The organism is Sneathiella sedimenti (assembly GCF_017313765.1).
In the GTDB taxonomy this organism is placed as follows: domain Bacteria; phylum Pseudomonadota; class Alphaproteobacteria; order Sneathiellales; family Sneathiellaceae; genus Sneathiella; species Sneathiella sedimenti.
Window position 1 is genome coordinate 647,760 of sequence record NZ_JAFLNC010000002.1, and the last position, 20,902, is coordinate 668,661.

A 20,902-nucleotide genomic window follows, 5' to 3' on the forward strand; every position below is an offset into this window, starting at 1 on the left:
ATTATGCAATTATACGGTAGTAGGAAAATTGCTGATAGAGATTTATCAATTGTTGGGAAGTATATTAACGAGATTCCTGTTCGACTAGGGGCTATGGCTAAGGAGCTTGGGATTCAAGTTAAAGTATCTTCGTTGCCATCAAATTATTCTGGTCTCATACGTAAAATTAATACGGGCTATGAAATTAAGATTAACCGATATGAGAGTCGAGAACGACAACGCTTTACTTTGGCCCATGAAATAGCGCATTTCCTTCTGCATAGAGAGATTATAGATAACACTAATGATGGGATCAAAGATACTGTTCTCTATCGGTCTGATCAGCCTCAAATTATTGAGTTTGAAGCGAACAAACTCGCAGCTGATTTGGTGATGCCTAAATTTTTAGTTGATCAGAAAATGGAAATATTCAATCATAGAATTACAGAAGATGAGATTTCTACGCTTGCGAAAGATTTTGGTGTTTCAAAAGTAGCGATGGAAATTAGATTGGGTCAATAGAAGGAAAGTGTGTATTGGCGTTTGATATTGGAGCTCTGTCTTACGTACCGACACTCGCTATTCGTGCTAGTGAAATGAACGGTTTAGAAAAGCTTCCGAGTTTAACAAAGGATAAAATGGTTCCAATTTTTTTATTGGCTCCATGGGGTAGGTCTAAGGAACTCGATAATTCAATTTCTCGAATAGAGAAAGCTTTTCCTCATCGGCCCTATTTTTTGGACTTAGATAGAGATTATCAAGTTTCTGGAGAGCTTTCACCGGCTCAAGAAGAATTCCGAAGTTTATTCTCAAACACAGAACGTTATCGGAATTGGATAGACTTTGTTTCGAAGTATGAATTTATCCTTCCATGCATTCAATTACCCGAACAATCTACGGAAGACTTACTCTACCAAATTGGTTCAATACAAGCTTTAGGAAAGTTATTCTGCATAAGAATAGAGCTCAAGCGAATACCAAGTAATCTTAATGATGTTGTAATGGCATTAAATGCGGTTGGTTCAGCGGACTATGTCATTCAGATTGATGGCGGATGGACAAATAATTTCCAAATCACGGAAGCTGAAATTCACGGGCTAATAACTGGTCCGTTGGGCGGTATTGACGCAAATATTCCTATTATTGTTTCTTGTACTTCAATTCCTGTGGATTACACAGTTATAGAGGGTAGAGAAGTGTTGCCGTTTGGTAATCGGGAAATGGTAAATAGCTTAAAAAGAAGCACTAACAGGAATATAATTGTTTATGGAGATTGGGGAAGTACAAGGCCGCGGCAATATGGAATTGCCTCACCACCAAAACCTCGAATTGATTATCCGATTGCTGACGCATGGGTTTTTGCTCGTAGCAAAGAAAATAATTGGGATTTTAAAAAAGCAGCCGAAGAAATAGTCAGTAGCCCGGAGTGGGAAACAGAAAGTGGTTTGGGAATTTGGGGCGAGCAAATGATAATGTTAACAAAAGACAATCCGACATTTGGAATAAACTCCGCTCAAAAAAATGTCGCAGCTCGCGTCAATATCCATCTTCATCGGCAAGCTCTCTTTGATGATGGAGATATAAGGGGCATTGACCTTGATGAAGAGTGGGAGGACTAACTCCTCACACATACTCCCTCAAAAAAACCACGCCCATCGCGCTCCCGAAGGCGCTCACGTCTTTTGCCTTGGGCTATCCGGGCGGGGCGGGTAGGATGGACTGCAACGGAAGCAAAGGGCGGGGCGCAGGATGGACAAGAAGCGGTACAAGAAAGAACTGGAGCGGTTGCAGATCGAGCTGGTGAAGCTGCAACGGCATATCATTGCCCATGATTTGAAAATCCTGATCATTTTCGAGGGGCGGGACGCCGCCGGCAAGGACGGCACGATCAAGCGCATTACCGAGCATCTCTCCCCGCGGGAGACCCGCGTTATGGCCCTCGGCAAGCCGTCGGACCGTGAGCAGGCGAGTTGGTACTTCCAGCGCTACGCGGCGCATCTGCCGGCGGCGCAGGAAATGGTCCTCTTTAATCGCAGCTGGTACAACCGCGCCGGGGTGGAGCGGGTGATGGGCTTCTGCACCGACACGGAGTATGAGAATTTCATGGCCACCGTCCTGTCGTTCGAGCAGCTGCTGGTCGCAAGCGGGATCCAGCTCTACAAATACTATCTCGACATCACCAAGGACGAGCAGGCCGAACGGCTGGAGGATCGGCGGCAGAACCCGCTCAAAACCTGGAAAATCAGCCCCATCGACGCGGTGGCCCTCGAAAAATGGGACGACTACAGCGCCGCCCGGGACGAGATGCTGAAACGCACCCATAACCCGGTCACCCCGTGGCACATCGTGCGGGCGGACAACAAGAAGGTAACGCGCCTCAACGTCATCCGTCACCTGATGGCCCATGTCGATTGTCCCGACAAGGACCTCGAGCATACGCATCCCGATCCGGAGGTCGTTTTCGAGTTTGACGAGAAACATCTCACCAACGGGGCCATTGCACCGTAAGCGCGTGGCCTGTAGTCGTCAGGCGGCGGTTCCGCCTATTTCGCGGGCTTGCGGTTGATGTTCAGCGACACCTTGCCGGCGTTGGAATCCGAGGTGGCCAGAACCTTGGCTTTCACCTGTTTCGGTTTCTTGATTTCCTTGTTTCCGCGCTTGTTGTTACCTTTGGACATCTGATTTCCCTTTCAAGAGAAGTTGGTCGCTTGTACACGGATAAGTTTTTGCCGACTTTGGGCGGGTATAACGGCGCCCTGTTCGGCGTTTCGGCGCCTCAATCCGGGAAGGGGCGGCGAAATCGAGTGGGAATATGGCTGCCTGTCTTTGCCTCCGCGAGAAATCACCCCGCGTTGCGCAGGCCATTGCCGGAAAGTCCGGAGGGCAGCCAGCTCCACCGGCGTATTATAACACATTTCTGCAAAATAAACCGGAAGTTTCGTGGGCGCTCGGCACAGGGCACGTTTTCCGTTGGCGGCCCGGGGTTCAGACGCTCCGGGTCAGCCCGCCATCGATGCGGATATTCTGACCCGTGATATAGGCCGCCGCGTCGGAGGCGAGATAGCTCACCAGGCCGGAGACTTCCTCCGCCTTGCCATAGCGGCCCATGGGGATGCGGGCGCGGCGATCCTCCGTCTCGGGCAGGCTGTCGATAAAGCCGGGAAGGATATTGTTCATCCGCACATTGTCACCCGCGAACTTGTCCGAGAACAGCTTGGTGAAAGAGGCAAGCCCGGCCCGGAAGATGCCCGACGTCGGAAAGAGGGGGTCGGGCTCGAACACCGCGAAGGTGGAGATATTGATGATCGTCCCGCCGCCCTGTTTCGCCATGATCGGCGCGACCATCCTTGCAGGCCGGATGACATTCAGAAGATAGACCTCCATGCCCTTGTGCCAGTCCTCATCGCTGATCTCCAGCACGTCGCCCTTGGGTCCATGCCCGGCGGAATTGACCAGCACATCGATGCGGCCCCATGTCTTCATCGCCAGATCGACCAGTTTCTGAAGATCTTCCTTTTCCAGATTTGAGCCGGTGACGCCAACGCCACCAAGTTCCTCAGCGAGCGCTTCGCCCTTACCGGAGGAGGAGAGGATCGCGACCTTAAAGCCGTCGCTTGCGAGTTTGCGCGCCGCGTCCGCGCCCATGCCGCTGCCGCCTGCGGTGATAAGAGCCACTTTCGTATCCGTCATGATAGTCCTCCTTGGGTTATGTTGATATGACTATGCCTTGCCCCTGCGTCCGGGGCAATCCTCCCGCATGGGCGGGCGAATGGTCAGTCGTCATGCCCGCCCCGGAGGGTAAGCCATTTCAGGTGAATACCGGCAACGAGAGAGATCAGGGTGATCACCAGCAGCAGGGTGAGCATCGGGACGGCCCCGGATGTCTCGCTCACCAGGGTGCCGGTAAGGGCGGTCAGCGCGCCGCCGCTGCCGACGGCCAGCGCGCCGATGAGCCCGACGGCGGACCCGGCGAGCTCCGGCCGGATCGACATGGCACCGGCATTGGCGTTTGGCACGGTCAGGCCGTTCCCGGCGCCGATCAGTATCAGCGGCCCGAACAAGGTCAGGGCATTGCCCATGCCGGCTAGGAAAAAGAGCAGGGAGCTGAGCGCGCCGATCACCGCGATAAAACGCCCGGCGAGAATCAGGCTGGTCAGCGGGACGCGATGGGCGAGACGGCTCGAGAGAAAGGTGCTGCAGGTAAAGCCGATGGTGATTGTCCCCATATAGACCCCAAGGAGCGCCGGCGACAGGCCGAGCATGACCACCGCAATCAGGGGCACGCCGGCGATAAAGACGTAGAAGCCGCTGTTGGAAAAGGCCATGCAAATGGCGAAACCCCAATAGCGGGCGGATTTCAGCAGCAGCGGGTAGCTTTTGAACTGCTGCCGGAAATTCACGCTGCGGGACAGGTTGGTTTCTCCCAGGTCGAACCAGCAGAGCAACAGCGCCAGCACACCGAACAGGGTATAGGTGACAAAATTCGCGCGCCAGCCGAACAACTCGTCCAGCACACCGCCCAGCATCGGGCCGAGCAGCGGGGCAATCGACATCGCCATGGTGATGAGGCTGATGCGCCGGGCCGCTTCCTTTTGCTGGAAGGTGTCGCGGATGACCGCGAGCGCAATGGCCCATCCGGCAATGATCGTCCCCTGCAGAACCCTGAAAGCAAGAAAAACCCAGACATTCGTGGCAAGCGTGCAGACAAAGGACGCGATAACAAAAATGATGAGCGCGACAAGCATGACCGGACGTCGGCCGTAGCGGTCCGATAACGGGCCGATGATCAGCATCAGTACGGCAGTGATCCCGAGATAGCCGGCGACCGCGAGGGTGAGCAGCGCATATTCCGCCTCGAAATCCCGTGCCATGTTGGCAAGGGACGGCACGAACATGTTCAGCGACAGGGTCGACAAGGCCGTAAAAACAACCAGTGTGATCATCCGGGGCGGGGCGGTAGCGGCAAGAGGCATGTTGTTCTCGTTATTATTCTGCATAAAAAAGCCCCCGAATTACCGGGGGCGCATGGAGGGCGGTCTGGTGTCGACTATCGGTCCATGCGCGCGCTTCCCACAACAAATACCGGCGTCCTGATATGAATTATTTGTTCCATATGGGACAGGTTATGACCCTAACCCGGTAGCGTCAAGCATTTGCCGTATTACGTGTGCAATCGGGATTTTGCGAGACTTGGCCGCAGCTGGACCCCGGCGAGACATCATCTGCCGAACAGACTCTGTGCCGGATCGTTCATTCTCAGGAACTTCTCGTTGGCGATGCGGCCCTCCGCATCCTCCGAGTAGATTTCCTGGAGCCGGTCGAGATAATACATTTCTATCGGCGCCTTGTTCTTGATCTCGACCGATCCGCGGCCCGTGAAGTCAAAATAGGGTGCGGTCTGGTGGTAGACCCGCGCCGAAACATTGATCTTCCCGGCCTCTCCATGCGCTTCCAGCCGCGCCGCCACGTTGACCGCATCGCCCCAGATGTCATAGGTGAAACGTTTCCGCCCGACCAGCCCGGCAATGACCGGCCCGCTGTGGATGCCGATGCGGAACTCAAAATAGGGTAGCCTCAGCTTCTGCCGCTCCGCCTTCTTTTTGGCCGCTGCATTCTGCATGGCCAGCGCGGCAAGGCAGGCCTTGACCGTATGGAGCCGGTCGCTCGCCGGGACCCCGGCCGCCGCCATATAGGCATCACCGATGGTCTTGATTTTCTCAAGGTTGAACTGCTCCATGATGTCGTCGAAGGCGGCGAAATAGGAGTTGAGCATCCCGATCAGCGTGGCCGGTTCCGCCTTTTCCGTCAGGCTGGTAAATCCGACAACATCGGCGAACAGGACCGTGGAATCGTTGAAAAACCGCGGGGCCACCTTGTCGGATTCCAGAAGTTCTTGGGCGATGGATTCCGGCAGGATCGTCGTCAGTAGGCTATCGGCCCGTGCCTTTTCCTTCTCCAGCGCCACATGAGCAACGTCCAGCGCCCGCATGGTCTCGTCCAGCTCGATGATCCGGCGGCGGTATTCCAGCTGGGCCACCGTCTGGTGTGCGAGGCGGCGGATCGCCTCCTGACATTCGAAGGTCAGCTCGCGCGGCTTGAAATCCATGACGCAGATGGTGCCGATGGCAAAGCCGTCCGGCGTCACCAGCGGCATGGCGCAGTAAAAGCCGAGGAAGGGGTCGCCGACGACGAAGGGGAAATCCTTGTAGTAGTCGTCCTGCTTGAGGTCCGGGACAAGGACGAGCTCGGAACCGCAGACCGTGACCGAGCAGAAGGCAATTTCCCGCGGGCAGCCTTCAAAATCGGCGGGCAGCCCGTATTTCGACTTGAACCAGAAGCGGTCGTCCTCGATGAAGCTGACATAGGCGACGGGGCAATCGCAAATCTGCGCGGCGAGTTGGCAGATATCCTCGAAGGCAGCCTCCACGGGCGTATCCATGATGCGATAGGAGCGCAGGGCCTCGTTACGTTCGACTTCGTTCTCCGGGACGGGATAGGTCAAATCAGAGCCTCTTGCTTTTGAAGGGCCGGGTATTCGGACGGCGGCGTCTACTGCTTGGTGACGTCGTTCTTCATGCTGTACAGGATGAACAGTACCTCTTCCTTTTCCCGCTGGCCAACATTGTTTTTCTCGAGCGCGTCGAGGGCATCATCGAGGACAGCCATAAACTCGGCGTTGCTGATATTCATGCCTTTATGGACAGAGACCATGTCCGGGCCGGTATAGTTGTTGGGCCCGCCGGTTCCCATGATAAAGAAATCAGCCGCAGACCGTTTCGCCTTCGCTACATCGGTGTTGGCAAACCGCTTCGCGATTTCCGGGTTATTGATATGGTTGTCGACCAGCATATCCACGATTTTCTCGATTTTCTCTGTGCCGCCCAGCCGTTCGTATAGTGATGCGCCCATGGTCCAACTCCTCATTTCATGAAGGTGACTGGGAAAGGCTGTTGCAGGATCGCAAGGCCCGCCCAGTTCGGTAACGGAATTTTGCCGGAAGATTAGGTAATCGTTTTATGCGTGGTCTGTTATTTCGTGCCAATCTGCTCCATGGAAACTTTGCGGTTGAAAAGCTTTTCTGCTGTCTTGTAGGCGATCTGCTCGGCGGTCTCGCGCGGCAGCAGGCTGAGCCATTGCCGGTTGAGCGCGATCAGGTCGGAATAATTGTCCCACTGGGCGTTGACCCAGGTATCGGTGCCGACCATCAGCCGGTCGGCAAAGCGGGTGAGGATGCGGCGCCAGTGTGGGTCGAGCTGGTCACTGGCGGCGAGGATATGGTGTTCCCGGAAAGACGTGTCGGCATAGAGCGTCGGATAGGTCTCCAGCATTGTCTCGACCACCTCCGCCGGTTCGCTCATTCCCGCATGGGCCCAGATGATGGTGAGGGAGGGCTCAAGTTCATACAGCAGATGCACCGGATCGGCGCCGGAATGGACGTGGATCGGAATGGAGCGGGTCTTCGCCATCTGGGTCACTTTTTGAAGCAGCGGCCGGTCGGTCGGGTCGAGGTTATGGATATGAAACTCGCCGAGACCCTCATGCGGATATTTCGCGAGCCGTTCTTCGAGATACTCTTCCATCCCGGGCGCCTTCGTCCAGTTGCCGGAGCCGGCGCTGCCATGATAGGGGCGCAGCTCGGGCACGATGCGGTTCGGCGCATATTCCCACAGCATGATCGTCCCGTCATCGGGGGTGGAGGAGACAAGACCCATGGCGACACCGTTCCGGTCCATCAGCTCGATCACGCTTTTCACGGGGTAGGGTCCCCAGGCGGGCTCCTTGTAATGGATATGCGCATCAAACAGCGGGACATCCTTGATCGCCGCGCCAATCGGCGCATGATCGCCATCCGCCCCGGCGAGTGACGATGTGAATGTGAGCAGGGCTGCGAGAAGAAGGACGGGTCGGAAAAGGGTCATGCTACCTCCGGTAAGGGGAAATCCACAGCGAGCAGCATACCATATTTTTGCAGCTATCCTCCGTTACTCTGCGACCATGTCGCCGGTGCCGCCAAGTTCGGCCGGAAAATCCCTGAGTTTTGGCAGGCCGTCCTTCATATGCAGCACTGATTCCGCGTAATTCACATGAACGCCGGGCTCGAATTTCAGGTCTGGAATGGTTGCCGCATAGACATCGACCAGCCCCATTCCCGGATGATTGGTCATCACATGGCCCCCGCAGAGCTTGCAGAACTGTCGCTCGCTGCTCGGGTTCTTGGTGTAGGTGCCAAGGTGATCCGCGCCCTTGGTGACCTTGACGGCCTTGGGCTTCCAGAGGGTGAAGGCATTAACGGGGCCCGCCGACCAGGAGCGGCAGGAGCTGCAGTGACAATAGCCCATTCCTTCCGGCACGCCTGTCACTTTCACTTCGACAGAGCCGCAGAAACATGTTCCGGTATAGGATCTTTCCATCAAAGTACCCTCCAATTTAAATAATTAGAATGTCCTAATTTATACCTCCTGCAGTGAAATAACAATCTCCATTGTTCGGCTACTTTAGGGCAGGGCCGCTGCTATTTCTTTTTACTGCTCTTGTCTTTCTTCCTGGATTTGCCGTCTTTCTTAGACTTTGCGTCTTTCTTAGCTTTCTTGTCCTTCTTCGGCTTGTCGGCTTTGCCGGACTTTTCGCTCTTTTTCGCCTTGGCGGGCTTGGCGTCCTTCTTCTTGTCCTTTTTCTTGTCTTTCTTCTTGGCCTTCTTTGGCTTGTCGGCCGTGTCCGCTTTCTCGGTCTTTTCCGCCTTTTTCGCTTTTGCCTCGGCGGGTTTCGCGGCCGTGTCCGTGTTCGCAGAAGCGCCCTTGATCACGGTGACAGGGGCGGCCGGTTTCGGGGCGGCGGTTTTCGGGACTGGTGCCTTTACCTGCGCCGCCGCGATGTTTGAGACGGGCGCGGGTGCAAGGGAGGCTTTCGCCGCGTTGATCAATACCTTCGCCCGCGCTTCGCCGATGCCCGGGACGGAGAGGAGATCGGCCACCTCGGCCTTGGCCAGCTGCTCGGCGGTGGTAATTCCTTTATCGGAGAGGCCCGTGCCCGTTGTCGGGCCGACACCTTTAACGTCAAATACTGTCAGCATATTTGTTATCCTTTTCGAGCGGATAAAAAGGCCGGCGCGACGGCCGGCCTTTATGTGGGTTCAAACGGCGTCAGGCAGCTTTCTTGAGGGCTTTTTTCGCCTTCTTTAGCTTGCTTTCCTGTTTGGCAATCTTCGCCTTGCGGCTTTTGACTTCTTTCTTCAGGTCCTTGATTTTCGCTTTCTTCGCCATGATACGTTTATCCTTGGTTATTGACTGGAACATGCAGGGCGATCAGTCCGACGTGGCGTGTTGCTTCAGAAAGTCACGGATAAACCGCCGGACCTCGCGGGCGGCGCTGGTATCCAGTTCGTCACAGAGTTCGACAAACTGGTCCCGTTCCTTGCCCTTGATGCGAATGATCAACTGGCTGTCCTTCCGTTCCTTTTTCTTCGGCTTTTTGTCTGCTGCCATCGGTACATTTGCTCCTTACATGGCGATAAGTATATCGAACGCATATCGTATGTATATACATTTTATATGACAGTTTTATGACACCGGTCAAGGGTTCCAGCGTCTGGGACGGGCCGGTTACTTGTAGATCAATGTTCCGTCGTCAAGGTCGGCATTGGCCAATGTTTCCTTGTCGACATAGTAATCCTGCGTATGCACCCAGGGATCCTTGTCGCCCTGCTTGGGCATGATCTTGAGGGCGCGGGTAAGGTATCCGGCGTTGAAATTCTCCGGATCCACGAAGGGTTTTTCCGGCATGTTCTTGTCTTCGTCGCGGAGTTCCGGCACCACCATCCGGGCACCTTTCTGCGCCATATGTTTCATCAGGCGACAGACGAACTCCGCCACCATATCAGAGCGCATGGTCCAGCTTGTCCGGAGGTAGCCGAAGACCCACGCCATGTTCGGGATGCCCGAGAACATGATCGCCCGGTGCGACCAGCAGTCCCCGAAGTTAAGTGGCTTGCCGTCGATGGTGAAGGCGATATCGCCGAGGGCGCTCATGTTAAAGCCGGTGGCGGAAATGATGATGTCTGCCGTCAGCTCCTTGCCGGACTTGAGCAGGATGCCGTTTTCCGTGAAATGATCGATCTGGTCGGTGACGACCGACGCCTTGCCGTCGCGGATCGCCTGGAACAGGTCCCCGTCTGGCACGAAGGCGAGCCGCTGCCGCCACGGGCGGTAGGTCGGGGTGAAATGCGGATCGACCGGTACGCTGTCGCCGAGATACATCTTCGCGCCCTTGATCAGTTCCTCGCGGAGTTTTTCCGGCTCCTCAAACGAACGGCGGGTGATTTCCTTCTGATCGAAAAGGACCTTGCGCCGCGCAATCTCATGAATCCATTCGTCCGGCACGTCCAGTTCGCGCAGAGTCTCCGCCAGTTCGTCGCGGTTGGCGCGGGCGGAAAAATAAGTGGGGGAGCGTTGCAGCATGGTGATATGCCCGGCCTCTTCCGCCATAGCCGGGATCAGGGTGGCCGCCGTCGCGCCGGAGCCGATAACGATCACCTTCTTGCCCTTGTAGTCGAGATTCTCCGGCCAGGTCTGCGGATGGATGATGTCGCCGATGAAGTTCTTCATGCCCGGATAGTCAGGCATATAGCCTTCGCTGTGGCGGTAATAACCCTGGCACATCCAGAGGAAGTTGCAGGCGTACCGCCGCAGATTGCCACTTTCCTTATCCAGCACCTCCAGCGTCCAGCGCCTTTCCTCGCTTGACCAGACGGCGGTCTTCACCTCATGGGAAAAGCGGATATGGCGGCGGAGGTCGTTTTCATCGAGGCTTTCATCGAGATAGCGGAGAATCTTGTCCGCCCTTGCGATGGGATCATCCTTCCATGGCTTCCATTTAAAACCAAAGGTGAAGAGATCGCTGTCGGAGCGGATACCCGGATATTTATGGGTTGCCCAGGTGCCGCCGAACGTGTTCTGCGTCTCCAGCATGGCGAAGCTCTTGTTCGGGCAGAATTTCTGAAGATGGTAGGCCGCGTCGATGCCGGAAATGCCGGCGCCGACAATCAGTACATCAAAATAAAGGACTTTGCCCTCTGTTTCCTGGGCGCTCTCGACCGCAACATCCATGGTCACTCCTCCTGATCGCCTTCGGCGTTGTTTGTTATTAGCTAATAGAATAGCGAACTCAACCTGCGCCGCAATAGACAATTGCGCGTGAGGGCTCTTATGTGGGATTATAGAGCGGGTATTTTACTCGCATGGGGAGAAGGGGTCATGAACAGTTTTAATCTCGCAAATCCTGTTTTTGTAGCTTATGCCATCGCGGCGTCTCTCATGGTCCTCAAGATCATGGGGCAGGGATGGATGACCGTTTACAGAATGTCGAAAAGTGACTCCGGCCTTGTCAGCCCGGAAGATCTGCAGGTCGGCGCGTTCAACAAGAACCCGCGACCCGAGCAACTGGAGGTCAATGACTATGTGGACCGGTCGCGGCGGATGCACCGCAATGACCTTGAGAATATACCGGCGTTCCTGATTGCCGGTCTGCTGTTTGTCGCGGTGGACCCGAACCTGATCTGGGCGCAGGTCCTGTTTTATGGTTTCGTCATTGCACGGTTGCTGCACGCCATCGCCTATGGCACCAAGCAGAGCCATGAGATGCGCGCGACCTTCTACACCGTTGGCAGCGTGATCGTGATCTATATGGCGGTCCATGTGCTGGTGGTGATGATCTTCTAAGACAAGTTTCATCAAGTTGTCATTGCGAAGATTGCATGAATTAGGGCAGTATAATCTTACCGAAACTCCGAAGATTATTTACGGGGAGAAGATAAATGGCAGGTAAGTTCGAGCTTTACAAAGACAAGGCGGGGGAATTCCGCTTCCGCCTGAAGGCGGGCAACGGCGAAGTTGTCGGTACGTCCGAAGGGTATAAGGCGAAAGCAAGTGCCGAAAACGGGATCGCTTCCGTCATGAAAAATGCCGGGGACGAAGGACGCTATGATTTCAAGGAAGGCAAGAACGGTAAATGGTACTTCAACCTGAAGGCATCCAATGGCCAGGTTATTCTTTCCAGTCAGGGCTATGCCGATGAAAGCGGCGCAAAGGCCGGGACCGGTGCTGTCGGCCGGGCCGCAGTTGGCGCCAAGACCGACGACCAGACCTAAGCGACAAGGTTATTGGTTGCGGGGGCCGGGAGAGTGATCTCCCCGGCCTCTCTTTTTGGGCAAACAACCGCCGTCGGCACTGGCGGTAGAAGAGATGAGTACGGGAGCGAGTGAGATGGAATTGCCGGTGTTCTTGATCGTGTTGATGGCGGCGGTGCTACATGCGTCGTGGAACGCCTTTGTCAAGATGAACGGTGATCGCTTCCTGTTCATGGCGGTGATGATGGCGGCAAGCGCGGTGGTCGCCTTTGCCTCTGCCATCTTCCTGCCGCTGCCCGCGCCGGAAAGCTGGCCCTATATCGCGACGTCGGTCCTTCTGCATACCGGGTATCCGCTGTTTCTGCTGATGGCCTATAAATTCGGGGATTTGAGCCATGTCTATCCGCTCGCGCGGGGCTCGGCGCCCTTGATGGTCGCGCTGGTCTCGGTGTTCGTGATCGGGGAGGTGCTCAGCTCGCAGGCGATGATCGCGGTGATGATCATGGCCTTCGGGATCATGAGCCTGTCATTGACCCGCGGGGCGCAGAACCTGTGGAACCCCTGGGCCGTCTTCTTCGCCCTTGGGACCGGCATTTTCATCGCTGCCTACACCCTGACCGACGGGATCGGCGCGCGCCTTGCCGGCAACGCCCATAGCTACACCGCCTGGATGATGGGGCTGGAGGGGATTCCCTTTATCGCCTATGTCTTGTTGACACGGAAATCGCAGGCCCTGCCGCAGATTGGCCGGGTCTGGAAAACCGCCACTTTGATGGGCTTGATGAGCCTGGCCGCCTACTGGTCGGTGATCTGGGCGATGACGGTGGCACCGATTGCCCTCGTCGCCGCGGTCCGGGAAACCAGCATCATCTTCGCCCTGCTGTTCGGGGTCTTCTTCCTGAAGGAACGGCTAAGCCTGATTAAATTCGCCGCCACCTTCATGACCCTGTTCGGGGTTGTGCTGTTGAAAATAAACCGGAACTAAACGCACAAAGAAAGGCCGGACGGAAATCTCTCCCTCCGGCCTTTTTTAGGTCGCCACAACGGCATCATTACATATCTAAGGCCTCGACGACCTCGACGGTGCCGCCATGATGGAGGATCGGGCAGCCTTTCGCGATCGCGACGGCCGCGTCCATATCGGATGCCTTGACAAGGCTGTAGCCGGACAGGGGATTGCTGCCGCCGTTATTCTCCACACCCTTTGCGGTCACGGTCCTGGACATGCCGACCGGATTGCCCGGATCAACGAGATCCTTGCCATGCTTCTCCATCCAGGCACCCCAGGCGGCCATGGCCTTTGCGCCTTCTTCCTCGGTCTCGGGCTTTCCGCCGCCGTGATAGGCAAATACGAATTTTGGCATTTTCTCCTCCTTCTGTTGATTAAAGTTAGTTCAAGAGTCGTTCCAGTTTCTTCAATGCCGATGTCCAGCCCTGTTCATGGTTGGCAGCGCTTTCGTCATCGGGCAGGTCGGAATGGGTCAGGCGGAACACCGCGCCGCCGTTGCCGCTCGGTTCAACTTCCAGCCGCACATGGCTTTCATGGCCGCGTGCATCATTCTCGTCATGCCAGCCCCAGGTAAGTTCGACGGAGCGGGGCGGGTCGACCTTGATCACCTCGCCGGTGACCTTGTAACGGCCGCCCTCCGCATTGACCATCACCGACATCCATTTGCCGGGTTTCGAGAAATCGAGATCATGCTCCGGCACGGTCATCCCTTCCGGTCCCCACCATTTCAGAATGTTCTGCGGCTGGGTAAGGAAGGAGAAGACGGTTGCGGGATCTGCGGAAAAGGTCCGTTCCATTTTTAAGATGCTCATTTCTTCCTCATTTCCTGATTAAGGGCCATTTCAAGCCGGTCGAGGCTCTTCTGCCAGAATTCGCGGTAACTCATCGACCAGGACCCGATGGCCTGCACGGCTTCCGGACGAACGGAATAAAGCCGGCGCTGGGCATCGATGCGCTGTTCGACAACGCCCGCCTTGCGCAGAACTTTCAGGTGCCGCGAGATGGCGGGGGCGGAAATCTGCCCGACGGTTCGAAGCTCCCCGGCGGGAAGCTCTCCCTCCTGCAGGAGTTTCTCGACAATGGCGAAGCGCGTGGCGTCGCCCAGCGCGGCAAATGTACTCGATAAGTTGGACATGGATGCTCTTTTGTTTAACTATTATGTTAATTAACATATTAGAAAAATAAAAAGAGTCAACGGAAATCTTTTGATCCGTAACAGCCGTGTCGTCCGGCAGGCGGAGCGGAGCTTATTTCCCGTTTGATTTCAGTCGGATGCGCATGGAGCCGCCTTTCGGCTGCTCGATATCGAAGGCGTTGGTCTTGCGCACGAGGTCGCTCAGTTTCGGGACGCCGTAGTTGCGCGGGTCGAAGTCGGAGTTGAGGTTGAGGAGCTGGTTGCCCACATGGCCGAGGGCGAACCAGCCGTCATCGCTATCGAGTTCGGCAATGGCCTTCTTGATCTGCTGGGTGGCCTTCGAGAGCTGCTCCCGCGGTTTCTTTGGGGTGCCGCCGCCTTTCTGGCTCTCCTCAGTGACGCCGCGCAGGTTTTCCGTATAGATGAAGCGGCGGCAGGCCTGACGGAAGCTTTCCGGTGTTTTCTGTTCGCCGAAGCCATAGACGTCGGTTCCCTGTTCGCGGATGCGGGCGGCGAGGGCGGTGAAGTCGCTGTCCGAGGAGACCAGGCAGAAACCGTCGAAGCGGCCGCTGTGCAGCAAGTCCATGGCATCGATCACCAGCGCAATGTCGGAGGCGTTCTTGCCCGTTGTATAGGCGAACTGCTGATGCGGCATGATGGCATGCTTGGACAGGATCTCGGCCCAGCTTTTCGAGCGCGGATGTGAAAAGTCCCCATAAATCCGCCGCACGCTGGCTTCCCCAATCTTGGCGATTTCCTCAAATAAGCCATCGGCGATCTTGGACGAGGCGTTATCCGCATCGATCAGGACAGCAAGGCGGGGGGAGCGGGTTTCGGACATCATCAAACCTTTTTACATGAATGGGAAAATTCTTCCCCGACAATGTCCCATGTGCGGAAAATATACAACCGCATTTGGTTAAAAAACGGCCGCCGGCATGAACCGGCGACCATTATTCAGGAGCGGAAAATCAGGCGGCGAGGGCCTGCCTGGTCTTGACCGCATATTGGGCGATCCGCTCGCCATAAAGACGGGCGGTTTCTAGATCACCGGAGCGGGGGCCTTCTTCCGGGCCCACGTCGGAGGGCGAGATGGCCAGTGCCCCGGCAAAGCCGCCGGTCCAGTTCACGTCGTCCGGGCCGTGCTGTTTCTGGTTGGCGGGCATCAGGCCGGTGCCGACCCAGATCTGGCCATGCTGCTGCGACAGGGTGAAGAAGTAGTTGATCGTTGCGCCCTTGTCGCCATTCACGGTGGCGGAGTTGGTGAATCCACCGGCGATCTTGTCCTTCCAGACGGAACTAAACCAGGGTTTGGAGCTCTCGTCGGCGAATTTCTTGAACTGCCACGCCGGCCCGCCCATATATGTGGGGCTGCCATAGATGATGGCGTCCGCCTCGGCGAGGGTGTCCCAGACGTCCGCGGCGATCTCGCCATTTTCCGGGATCTGGATGGCCGTAACGGTGGCGCTGTTGACACGGGCAGCGCCTTCCTTCACGGCGTCGGCCTGCTTGGCGGTGTGGCCGTAGCCACTGAAATACACGATTGCGATTTTGGTCATTATAAACTCCTGTAGAGTAGTTAGTTCGAGTAAGAAATATTGCGATGACTGGCACGTAAAGGCTTTACTTTCTTTTTGCAAGTAGTTACCTTTTGGTAACCATTGAAAAAAATTGGAGAAACTGCACATGGCACCGAAGCATGAGTCCAACCAATGCCCGATGGAGAGTATTCTCGGGCAGATCATGGGGCCCTGGACGCCCTATATTCTGTGGCTTCTCTCGAATGAGGAGAGTTTGCGCTTCGGCCAGCTGTCGGCGCTTATCCCGGATATCTCGGCCAAGGTGCTGACCGATCGCCTGCGCAAGCTGGAGGCGTCAGGCCTTGTCCATCGCGATTACCAGCCGACCGTACCGCCGACGGTATATTACTCCCTGACCGACCGCGGGGCGGAACTGCATGAGGTGTTGCAGGGGCTGAACGAGGTAGCGTTGCGCTGGGATGCGGAAGACCGGAAAAAGCGATTGATACCGGTGACGGAGATAATTGCCGCCGAGTGAGACGCGTGTTAGCCTGCTCAAAAATAGCCGTGCTGCAAGGGCACGGAAAATGAACAGGGAACAGCTTCATGGACCAGATCAATATCCAGTTTTCACTCTTTTCCGCCTTTTATTCGCCGCTCATCTCCGTGATGTCCGGCGGTTTCCTGAAAGAAGAGGGCCTAGCCCCGAACTGGTCCGTCTCGGCGCCCGGCGTCTCGGCCATCGCGGCGCTCGAGGACGGTAGCGCGCATGTGGTGCAGTCGGCCCTCAGCCAGGGGTTCGGTGCCCTTGCGCGCGGCGAGACCATGACCACCACCCATTTTGCGCAGATCAACGAGATGGACGGCTTTTTCCTGACGGCGCGCGAGCCCGATTCCGATTTTTCCTGGAAGAAGCTGGAAGGGGCGGAGGTTGTCCTGTTCGGCGGCGGCCAGCCGCTGGTGATGTTCAAATACGCCTGTCACAAGGCCGGGATCGATTTCGACAAGATCAAGGCGATCAATGTTGGCGGTGCGGCGGCGATGGACAAGGCCTTCCGGGAAGGGCAGGGCCAGTATGTGCAGCAGCAGGGACCGTTCCCGCAGCAGCTTGTGGTGGATGGCGTCGGCCATATCGTCGCCCAGGTCGGCAAGCAGATCGGCACCTGCGGCTTTTCCAGTCTGGCGGCGCGGAAGGTCTGGCTGGAAACGGATATGGCGCGGGCCTTCATGCGCGCCTATCGCAAGGCGCGGGCCTATCTCAACGAGACTCCCGCCGTCGAAGTTGCGCGGGCTGAAAAATCCTATTTCCCCGATATTGACGAGGTGGCCCTTGCCACCTGCATCGAGACATACCAGAAGCTCGGCTGCTGGTCGCCGCATGTGGAAATCACCGAGAGCGCCTATGAGGCGACGATGGATATCTTTGCCTACAGCGGCCTGCTGAAGGAACGCTACCCTTATGGCCGGATCTGCAGCTTGCCGCCGGCCTAGAGCATATAATCAAGGAACAGGCCACCTGCCGCGCAGACCAGCAGGACCGGGGTGATCGACCATTTGCGATAAAGCAGCAATGCTGCGGCAACGACAGCGAGGATTTGCACCTTCCCGTCGAATGTCTCAAGGGTCGGCTGCCAGAGCGTGACCGGGCCGAGTTCCTCTTTCGTCACCTCGCTGAAGAAGATATGCAGCGCGAACCAGATGGAGAGGTTGAGGATCACACCCACGACCGCGGCCGTAATACCGTTCAGCGCGCGCTCCAGCCGTGGCTGATGAGAGATCCAGTCGATGTAGGGCGCGCCGGTAAAGATCCAGAGGAAGCAGGGGACAAAGGTTACCCAGAGGGTGAGCGCCGCACCCGCGAGCCCCAGCAGAAATCCGCCCTCATAAAAGGCCGCGAGGAAGCCGACGAATTCCGTCACCAGGATCAGCGGGCCGGGGGTCGTTTCCGCAAGGCCGAGGCCGTCCATCATCTCGCCCGCACTCAGCCAGCCGAACTGGTTGACCACATCCTGCGCCATATAGGCGAGCACCGCATAGGCACCGCCGAAGGTCACCACCGCGAGCTTGGAGAAGAACAGCGCGATCTCGGTCAGGATCGGCATACTCGAAAAAGCGCCGATCAGCAACACCGGCAACCACCAGACAACCAGCCAGAATCCGATCCAGAGAGAGGTTTTTAACAGGGACCGGCCGGCGGGCAGGGGCATTGCTTCTCGAGGCTGCGTGTCGCCTTTCCGGAAAAAGCCGTAAAGCGCGGCAAGCAGGACAATCAGCGGAAACGGCAGTTCAAGGAAAAATATCCCGATAAAGGCGAGCGCCCCGATGACCCAGGGTGTCCTGCCTTTCAACGCCCTTTTTGCGACCTTCAGCAATGCCTCGATCACGATGATGACCACCGCCGCCTTGATCCCGAGGAAGAGGCTGCTGACCAGTGGGACCGATCCATAGAAGGCGTAGATACTGCCAAGGACGAGGATGACGACTGCCCCCGGCAGGACGAAAAGCAAACCCGCGATCAGCCCGCCGAGGATCCCGTGAAGGCGCCATCCGGCATAGGTCGCGAGCTGCATCGCCTCCGGCCCCGGCAGCAACATGCAGAAGCTGAGCGCGTTGAGGAACTGTTTCTCGCTCAGCCACTCTTTTTCCTCAACCAGCACCCGGTGCATCAGGGCAATCTGCGCCGCCGGTCCGCCGAACGACAGGAGGCCGATGCGCCCGAAGGCGGCGAAGGTTTCACCTAAATCGGGATTGTTAGGGAGGTTCTCCCGTTCCGCACTGTGATTGCTCATCAATGAAAGCCCCGACTGTCACGTCATTCCTAAAGAAAGGATGATAGACGCAATAGGCGGGGCTGCTGTCAACTGGAATATTATGACGCTTTCGCGATGCGGGCCTCGACATTCTTCTTGATATTGGCAAGCGCGATATCGGCTTCCTTGTTCAGCCGGTTGATCTGGTCCTGGGTTGGCGGTTTCGGCCGGGCCGGGTTGATCATGGTGCGTGTGAAGCGGACCTGATCGCCCATTTCCTTGACGTCATAGCGGACGATGATTGTCCCGATAAAGTCTGTCTGGGTTTCCCCGACCCAGAGATACGGCGGTTCACACTCGGTCACCTCCCATTTCAGCTGTGCCCGGGCGCTCCGGGTGTGCCATTCCTCGACAAAGGTGTCGCCCTTGCGCAAGGGACGGTCCGGGCTGTCAATCTTGTGCGACGCCGCAATCCATTCGGGCCAGCTGTTGGGGTTGCAGACATAGTCGAGAACGGCCTCCGCCGGGGCGTCAATCATAATATTGTGGCTGCGCTTGAAGGAGTGTGTTTCGACCATTGGGAATTCCTCTTCTACTTTTTTCTTATTATTTTTTCTTATTAAAAAGCGCACGGGCGATGCGTTCATTCTGGATTTCGGTCGTGCCATCGACATAGTTGGCGATGCGCGCGCAGGCAATCTGCCGACCGAGGGGATAGGCGCGTTTGAGGCCCGCCGCGCCCATCATTTGCATACAGCGCGAAAGCTGCTCATCCGCCATACGGGCGGCATATTTTTTCGCATGGGCAGCGGGAATTTCCGCCTCTGTCCCGTTTTCAACCGCAAGAACGGCGCGATAGGCGAGCAGGCGTGCGGCCTCCACCTCCGTCTGGGCATCGGCAAGCCGCCACCGCAGCCCCTGGAGGTCGGCGATATGTCCGCCGAAGGCAGCCCGCTCGCTCGCATAGCTGACCGCGAGATCAATCGCCGCCTCGGTCATGCCGCAGCACATGGTGGCGACGTAGGTCCGGGCGGCATTAACCCCGGCCATCGCCGCTTTGAAGCCGTCTCCCGGTGCACTCATCATGCGGATATCGGGCACGAAATGATCCGTCAGGACAAAGCCGCCGGTGCCGATGGCATGGCCGCCCATAATCTCAAACGGCGGCACGCGGGACACGCCGTCCTCGCGCGCATCGATGAGGAAGCCGGCCACGCCGCGCCAGCCCGACGCCGGGTCCGTCTGCGCATAGAGAAACATCAGGTCCGCATGGGCCGCATTGGTGATCCAGGCTTTCTCCCCGTTAATAATCCAGCCGCCATCAACCTTTTTGGCATGGGTGGTAATCGCGGCAAAATCGCTGCCCGCAGCAGGCTCTGTCAGCGCAGTGCAGCCGATAGCCTCCCCGGCCAGCATTTCAGGGAGATATTTCTTCGCGATTTCTTCAGGTGCATCGCGGGCGATTTTCCCGGCCAGCCCCATATGGTTGATCAGGGAAAAGGAAAAGGCGTAGCAGTCGCGCGCAATTTCCTCAGCGATCCGGGCCTTCAGTCGAAAGCGTCCGCCGAACCCGCCAAGATGTTCGGGCACTTCAAGCCCGGCCAATCCGGCAAGGGATGCCGCCTGCAATGTCTCGAGCGGCTGGCGGCGCTCATCCTCCCATTTTTGCGCATTTGGCGCGACTTCACTTCGGGCGAACTCAACCGCACGAGCAAGCATATCCTTTTCGGCCTGGCTGAACGGCAATTCCATGATAACTCCCGGTTCTTATTATTAATTTTCCGCACTATAGTGAAGAAAAGCAGGTCCGAAAAGTGTGAATTACCAGATTATGGTTAATTCACGAGCTTTTTTGCCATACGAAAGTTCGTTAAGGATACGCCATGTCGTACGGGTTGCTGCTCTTTGACGACATGCCAGCCTTGCCGCTCGAAGAACGGGCGGGCGAGGAGGCTCGCGTCACTGTCGAGGGAGGTCATCCCGGTGGCGCGGGCATGGGCCTCAAGCCTCTTATAGAGACGCGCGGCGATGCCCTTGCCGATCCAGTCCGGATGAACGAAGGCGAGCTCCAGATGACCGTTTGGCGACAGGCTCATAAACCCGATCAGACGTTCCTCCGTCTCGGCGACCCATGTGGTCATGCCGGAGAGCCATTTACGCCATTCTTCCGCCTCCGGTACATCAGGGGCCCAGGCTTTGCGTTGCTCTTCATTGTAATGCGGGGCTGTGCCGTCGCGGACACTGTCGAAATAGAGGCGTGCGGTGCTCTTGAAATCAGCCGCTGTGCCTGTGCGAATGGTAATTCCTGTCATCCTGCCATCCCGATGGACTGCCAATGTCCGAACTTGCTGCACTGCAATCTGAATTTGGGCCGCTCAGTAATCTGTT

27 protein-coding genes are annotated in these 20,902 nt (G+C 56.8%); 8 read left to right on the top strand and 19 right to left on the bottom strand.

Features of this window, described 5'->3' with window-relative positions; all coding sequences use genetic code 11:
• The first annotated feature begins 3 nt into the window (after nucleotides 1–3).
• The 3 genes from J0X12_RS08240 to ppk2 all read left to right on the top strand — a co-directional run bounded on the left by J0X12_RS08240 (nucleotide 4) and on the right by ppk2 (nucleotide 2,487).
• The gene (locus J0X12_RS08240; protein ID WP_207044105.1) at nucleotides 4–501 is read left to right on the top strand and encodes an ImmA/IrrE family metallo-endopeptidase; all 498 of its coding nucleotides are present in this window, start codon (nucleotides 4–6) and stop codon (nucleotides 499–501) included.
• Between the two features lie 14 nt (nucleotides 502–515).
• Nucleotides 516–1,598, top strand: a complete 1,083-nt coding sequence (locus J0X12_RS08245) for a beta family protein (RefSeq protein ID WP_207044107.1) — start codon at nucleotides 516–518, stop codon at nucleotides 1,596–1,598.
• Between the two features lie 130 nt (nucleotides 1,599–1,728).
• A complete protein-coding gene (gene ppk2, locus J0X12_RS08250) occupies nucleotides 1,729–2,487 on the top strand; it encodes a polyphosphate kinase 2 (RefSeq protein ID WP_207044109.1) in 759 nt (252 codons plus the stop codon).
• A 35-nt stretch (nucleotides 2,488–2,522) separates the two neighbouring features.
• On the opposite strand, the gene J0X12_RS17495 is transcribed toward ppk2, so the two are convergent.
• From J0X12_RS17495 to J0X12_RS08295, 10 genes are all read right to left on the bottom strand, one after another.
• On the bottom strand, nucleotides 2,523–2,657 hold the full coding sequence (locus tag J0X12_RS17495; RefSeq protein ID WP_273543393.1) for a hypothetical protein: 135 nt from the start codon (nucleotides 2,655–2,657) through the stop codon (nucleotides 2,523–2,525).
• 307 nt (nucleotides 2,658–2,964) lie between these two features.
• On the bottom strand, nucleotides 2,965–3,669 hold the full coding sequence (locus tag J0X12_RS08255; RefSeq protein ID WP_207044111.1) for an SDR family oxidoreductase: 705 nt from the start codon (nucleotides 3,667–3,669) through the stop codon (nucleotides 2,965–2,967).
• Nucleotides 3,670–3,752: 83 nt separating this feature from the next.
• A complete protein-coding gene (locus J0X12_RS08260; protein ID WP_207044113.1) occupies nucleotides 3,753–4,976 on the bottom strand; it encodes a multidrug effflux MFS transporter in 1,224 nt (407 codons plus the stop codon).
• Nucleotides 4,977–5,197: 221 nt separating this feature from the next.
• Entirely contained in the window at nucleotides 5,198–6,481 is a 1,284-nt protein-coding gene (locus tag J0X12_RS08265) for an adenylate/guanylate cyclase domain-containing protein (RefSeq protein WP_207044116.1), read from the bottom strand.
• Between the two features lie 47 nt (nucleotides 6,482–6,528).
• On the bottom strand, nucleotides 6,529–6,888 hold the full coding sequence (locus J0X12_RS08270; protein ID WP_207044118.1) for a group I truncated hemoglobin: 360 nt from the start codon (nucleotides 6,886–6,888) through the stop codon (nucleotides 6,529–6,531).
• Nucleotides 6,889–7,007: 119 nt separating this feature from the next.
• On the bottom strand, nucleotides 7,008–7,898 hold the full coding sequence (locus J0X12_RS08275) for an amidohydrolase family protein (protein WP_207044120.1): 891 nt from the start codon (nucleotides 7,896–7,898) through the stop codon (nucleotides 7,008–7,010).
• Nucleotides 7,899–7,961: 63 nt separating this feature from the next.
• On the bottom strand, nucleotides 7,962–8,390 hold the full coding sequence (locus J0X12_RS08280) for a GFA family protein (RefSeq protein WP_207044122.1): 429 nt from the start codon (nucleotides 8,388–8,390) through the stop codon (nucleotides 7,962–7,964).
• A 101-nt stretch (nucleotides 8,391–8,491) separates the two neighbouring features.
• Nucleotides 8,492–9,049: a helix-hairpin-helix domain-containing protein gene (locus J0X12_RS08285; protein WP_207044124.1), complete on the bottom strand. Its 558-nt coding sequence runs from the start codon at nucleotides 9,047–9,049 to the stop codon at nucleotides 8,492–8,494.
• A 232-nt stretch (nucleotides 9,050–9,281) separates the two neighbouring features.
• A complete protein-coding gene (locus J0X12_RS08290) occupies nucleotides 9,282–9,461 on the bottom strand; it encodes a hypothetical protein (protein WP_161316547.1) in 180 nt (59 codons plus the stop codon).
• A gap of 117 nt (nucleotides 9,462–9,578) precedes the next feature.
• Nucleotides 9,579–11,081 (bottom strand): flavin-containing monooxygenase, encoded by a 1,503-nt coding sequence (locus J0X12_RS08295; RefSeq protein ID WP_207044126.1) that lies wholly within the window; start codon nucleotides 11,079–11,081, stop codon nucleotides 9,579–9,581.
• A 147-nt stretch (nucleotides 11,082–11,228) separates the two neighbouring features.
• On the opposite strand from J0X12_RS08295, the gene J0X12_RS08300 reads away from it, so the two are divergent.
• The 3 genes from J0X12_RS08300 to J0X12_RS08310 all read left to right on the top strand — a co-directional run bounded on the left by J0X12_RS08300 (nucleotide 11,229) and on the right by J0X12_RS08310 (nucleotide 13,085).
• The gene (locus J0X12_RS08300) at nucleotides 11,229–11,693 is read left to right on the top strand and encodes an MAPEG family protein (protein ID WP_207044128.1); all 465 of its coding nucleotides are present in this window, start codon (nucleotides 11,229–11,231) and stop codon (nucleotides 11,691–11,693) included.
• Nucleotides 11,694–11,788: 95 nt separating this feature from the next.
• The gene (locus J0X12_RS08305; RefSeq protein ID WP_207044129.1) at nucleotides 11,789–12,121 is read left to right on the top strand and encodes a YegP family protein; all 333 of its coding nucleotides are present in this window, start codon (nucleotides 11,789–11,791) and stop codon (nucleotides 12,119–12,121) included.
• Nucleotides 12,122–12,215: 94 nt separating this feature from the next.
• Nucleotides 12,216–13,085 carry a DMT family transporter gene (locus tag J0X12_RS08310; RefSeq protein WP_207044132.1) on the top strand — a complete coding sequence of 290 codons (870 nt, stop codon included), beginning with the start codon at nucleotides 12,216–12,218 and terminating at the stop codon, nucleotides 13,083–13,085.
• A gap of 67 nt (nucleotides 13,086–13,152) precedes the next feature.
• On the opposite strand, the gene J0X12_RS08315 is transcribed toward J0X12_RS08310, so the two are convergent.
• From J0X12_RS08315 to J0X12_RS08335, 5 genes are all read right to left on the bottom strand, one after another.
• Entirely contained in the window at nucleotides 13,153–13,464 is a 312-nt protein-coding gene (locus J0X12_RS08315) for a YciI family protein (RefSeq protein WP_207044134.1), read from the bottom strand.
• A gap of 25 nt (nucleotides 13,465–13,489) precedes the next feature.
• Nucleotides 13,490–13,921 carry an SRPBCC family protein gene (locus J0X12_RS08320; protein WP_207044136.1) on the bottom strand — a complete coding sequence of 144 codons (432 nt, stop codon included), beginning with the start codon at nucleotides 13,919–13,921 and terminating at the stop codon, nucleotides 13,490–13,492.
• Nucleotides 13,918–14,244, bottom strand: coding sequence for an ArsR/SmtB family transcription factor (locus J0X12_RS08325; RefSeq protein WP_207044138.1), 327 nt, complete (start codon nucleotides 14,242–14,244; stop codon nucleotides 13,918–13,920). The genes J0X12_RS08320 and J0X12_RS08325 overlap by 4 nt, the downstream gene beginning before the upstream one ends.
• A 112-nt stretch (nucleotides 14,245–14,356) precedes the next feature.
• Nucleotides 14,357–15,088, bottom strand: coding sequence for an NYN domain-containing protein (locus J0X12_RS08330; protein ID WP_207044140.1), 732 nt, complete (start codon nucleotides 15,086–15,088; stop codon nucleotides 14,357–14,359).
• A gap of 127 nt (nucleotides 15,089–15,215) precedes the next feature.
• A complete protein-coding gene (locus J0X12_RS08335) occupies nucleotides 15,216–15,803 on the bottom strand; it encodes a flavodoxin family protein (RefSeq protein ID WP_207044141.1) in 588 nt (195 codons plus the stop codon).
• 127 nt (nucleotides 15,804–15,930) lie between these two features.
• Between J0X12_RS08335 and J0X12_RS08340 the strand changes: the two genes are divergently transcribed.
• Both J0X12_RS08340 and J0X12_RS08345 read left to right on the top strand, forming a co-directional pair.
• Entirely contained in the window at nucleotides 15,931–16,302 is a 372-nt protein-coding gene (locus J0X12_RS08340; RefSeq protein WP_207044143.1) for a winged helix-turn-helix transcriptional regulator, read from the top strand.
• A gap of 68 nt (nucleotides 16,303–16,370) precedes the next feature.
• Complete coding sequence (locus J0X12_RS08345) at nucleotides 16,371–17,255, top strand: ABC transporter substrate-binding protein (protein ID WP_207044145.1); 885 nt, start codon at nucleotides 16,371–16,373, stop codon at nucleotides 17,253–17,255.
• Here J0X12_RS08345 and chrA read toward each other — a convergent pair.
• The 4 genes from chrA to J0X12_RS08365 form a co-directional block, all read right to left on the bottom strand.
• On the bottom strand, nucleotides 17,252–18,553 hold the full coding sequence (gene chrA, locus J0X12_RS08350) for a chromate efflux transporter (RefSeq protein WP_207044148.1): 1,302 nt from the start codon (nucleotides 18,551–18,553) through the stop codon (nucleotides 17,252–17,254). The two genes, J0X12_RS08345 and chrA, sit on opposite strands and share 4 nt — an antisense overlap.
• 80 nt (nucleotides 18,554–18,633) lie before the next feature.
• Nucleotides 18,634–19,092, bottom strand: coding sequence for an SRPBCC family protein (locus J0X12_RS08355; RefSeq protein ID WP_207044151.1), 459 nt, complete (start codon nucleotides 19,090–19,092; stop codon nucleotides 18,634–18,636).
• Between the two features lie 28 nt (nucleotides 19,093–19,120).
• Nucleotides 19,121–20,266, bottom strand: a complete 1,146-nt coding sequence (locus J0X12_RS08360) for an acyl-CoA dehydrogenase family protein (protein ID WP_207044153.1) — start codon at nucleotides 20,264–20,266, stop codon at nucleotides 19,121–19,123.
• 83 nt (nucleotides 20,267–20,349) lie between these two features.
• Complete coding sequence (locus J0X12_RS08365) at nucleotides 20,350–20,826, bottom strand: GNAT family N-acetyltransferase (protein WP_207044155.1); 477 nt, start codon at nucleotides 20,824–20,826, stop codon at nucleotides 20,350–20,352.
• Nucleotides 20,827–20,902 lie beyond the last annotated feature (76 nt).

Bases quoted from the DNA above. Each gene is read 5' to 3' on its own strand.
- J0X12_RS08240 (WP_207044105.1), top strand. From the start codon at position 4: ATGCAATTATACGGTAGTAGGAAAATTGCTGATAGAGATTTATCAATT.
- ppk2 (WP_207044109.1), top strand. From the start codon at position 1,729: ATGGACAAGAAGCGGTACAAGAAAGAACTGGAGCGGTTGCAGATCGAG.
- J0X12_RS17495 (WP_273543393.1), bottom strand. From the start codon at position 2,657: ATGTCCAAAGGTAACAACAAGCGCGGAAACAAGGAAATCAAGAAACCG.
- J0X12_RS08255 (WP_207044111.1), bottom strand. From the start codon at position 3,669: ATGACGGATACGAAAGTGGCTCTTATCACCGCAGGCGGCAGCGGCATG.
- J0X12_RS08260 (WP_207044113.1), bottom strand. From the start codon at position 4,976: ATGCAGAATAATAACGAGAACAACATGCCTCTTGCCGCTACCGCCCCG.
- J0X12_RS08270 (WP_207044118.1), bottom strand. From the start codon at position 6,888: ATGGGCGCATCACTATACGAACGGCTGGGCGGCACAGAGAAAATCGAG.
- J0X12_RS08275 (WP_207044120.1), bottom strand. From the start codon at position 7,898: ATGACCCTTTTCCGACCCGTCCTTCTTCTCGCAGCCCTGCTCACATTC.
- J0X12_RS08280 (WP_207044122.1), bottom strand. From the start codon at position 8,390: ATGGAAAGATCCTATACCGGAACATGTTTCTGCGGCTCTGTCGAAGTG.
- J0X12_RS08285 (WP_207044124.1), bottom strand. From the start codon at position 9,049: ATGCTGACAGTATTTGACGTTAAAGGTGTCGGCCCGACAACGGGCACG.
- J0X12_RS08290 (WP_161316547.1), bottom strand. From the start codon at position 9,461: ATGGCAGCAGACAAAAAGCCGAAGAAAAAGGAACGGAAGGACAGCCAG.
- J0X12_RS08295 (WP_207044126.1), bottom strand. From the start codon at position 11,081: ATGGATGTTGCGGTCGAGAGCGCCCAGGAAACAGAGGGCAAAGTCCTT.
- J0X12_RS08300 (WP_207044128.1), top strand. From the start codon at position 11,229: ATGAACAGTTTTAATCTCGCAAATCCTGTTTTTGTAGCTTATGCCATC.
- J0X12_RS08305 (WP_207044129.1), top strand. From the start codon at position 11,789: ATGGCAGGTAAGTTCGAGCTTTACAAAGACAAGGCGGGGGAATTCCGC.
- J0X12_RS08310 (WP_207044132.1), top strand. From the start codon at position 12,216: ATGAGTACGGGAGCGAGTGAGATGGAATTGCCGGTGTTCTTGATCGTG.
- J0X12_RS08315 (WP_207044134.1), bottom strand. From the start codon at position 13,464: ATGCCAAAATTCGTATTTGCCTATCACGGCGGCGGAAAGCCCGAGACC.
- J0X12_RS08320 (WP_207044136.1), bottom strand. From the start codon at position 13,921: ATGAGCATCTTAAAAATGGAACGGACCTTTTCCGCAGATCCCGCAACC.
- J0X12_RS08325 (WP_207044138.1), bottom strand. From the start codon at position 14,244: ATGTCCAACTTATCGAGTACATTTGCCGCGCTGGGCGACGCCACGCGC.
- J0X12_RS08330 (WP_207044140.1), bottom strand. From the start codon at position 15,088: ATGATGTCCGAAACCCGCTCCCCCCGCCTTGCTGTCCTGATCGATGCG.
- J0X12_RS08335 (WP_207044141.1), bottom strand. From the start codon at position 15,803: ATGACCAAAATCGCAATCGTGTATTTCAGTGGCTACGGCCACACCGCC.
- J0X12_RS08340 (WP_207044143.1), top strand. From the start codon at position 15,931: ATGGCACCGAAGCATGAGTCCAACCAATGCCCGATGGAGAGTATTCTC.
- J0X12_RS08345 (WP_207044145.1), top strand. From the start codon at position 16,371: ATGGACCAGATCAATATCCAGTTTTCACTCTTTTCCGCCTTTTATTCG.
- chrA (WP_207044148.1), bottom strand. From the start codon at position 18,553: ATGAGCAATCACAGTGCGGAACGGGAGAACCTCCCTAACAATCCCGAT.
- J0X12_RS08355 (WP_207044151.1), bottom strand. From the start codon at position 19,092: ATGGTCGAAACACACTCCTTCAAGCGCAGCCACAATATTATGATTGAC.
- J0X12_RS08360 (WP_207044153.1), bottom strand. From the start codon at position 20,266: ATGGAATTGCCGTTCAGCCAGGCCGAAAAGGATATGCTTGCTCGTGCG.
- J0X12_RS08365 (WP_207044155.1), bottom strand. From the start codon at position 20,826: ATGACAGGAATTACCATTCGCACAGGCACAGCGGCTGATTTCAAGAGC.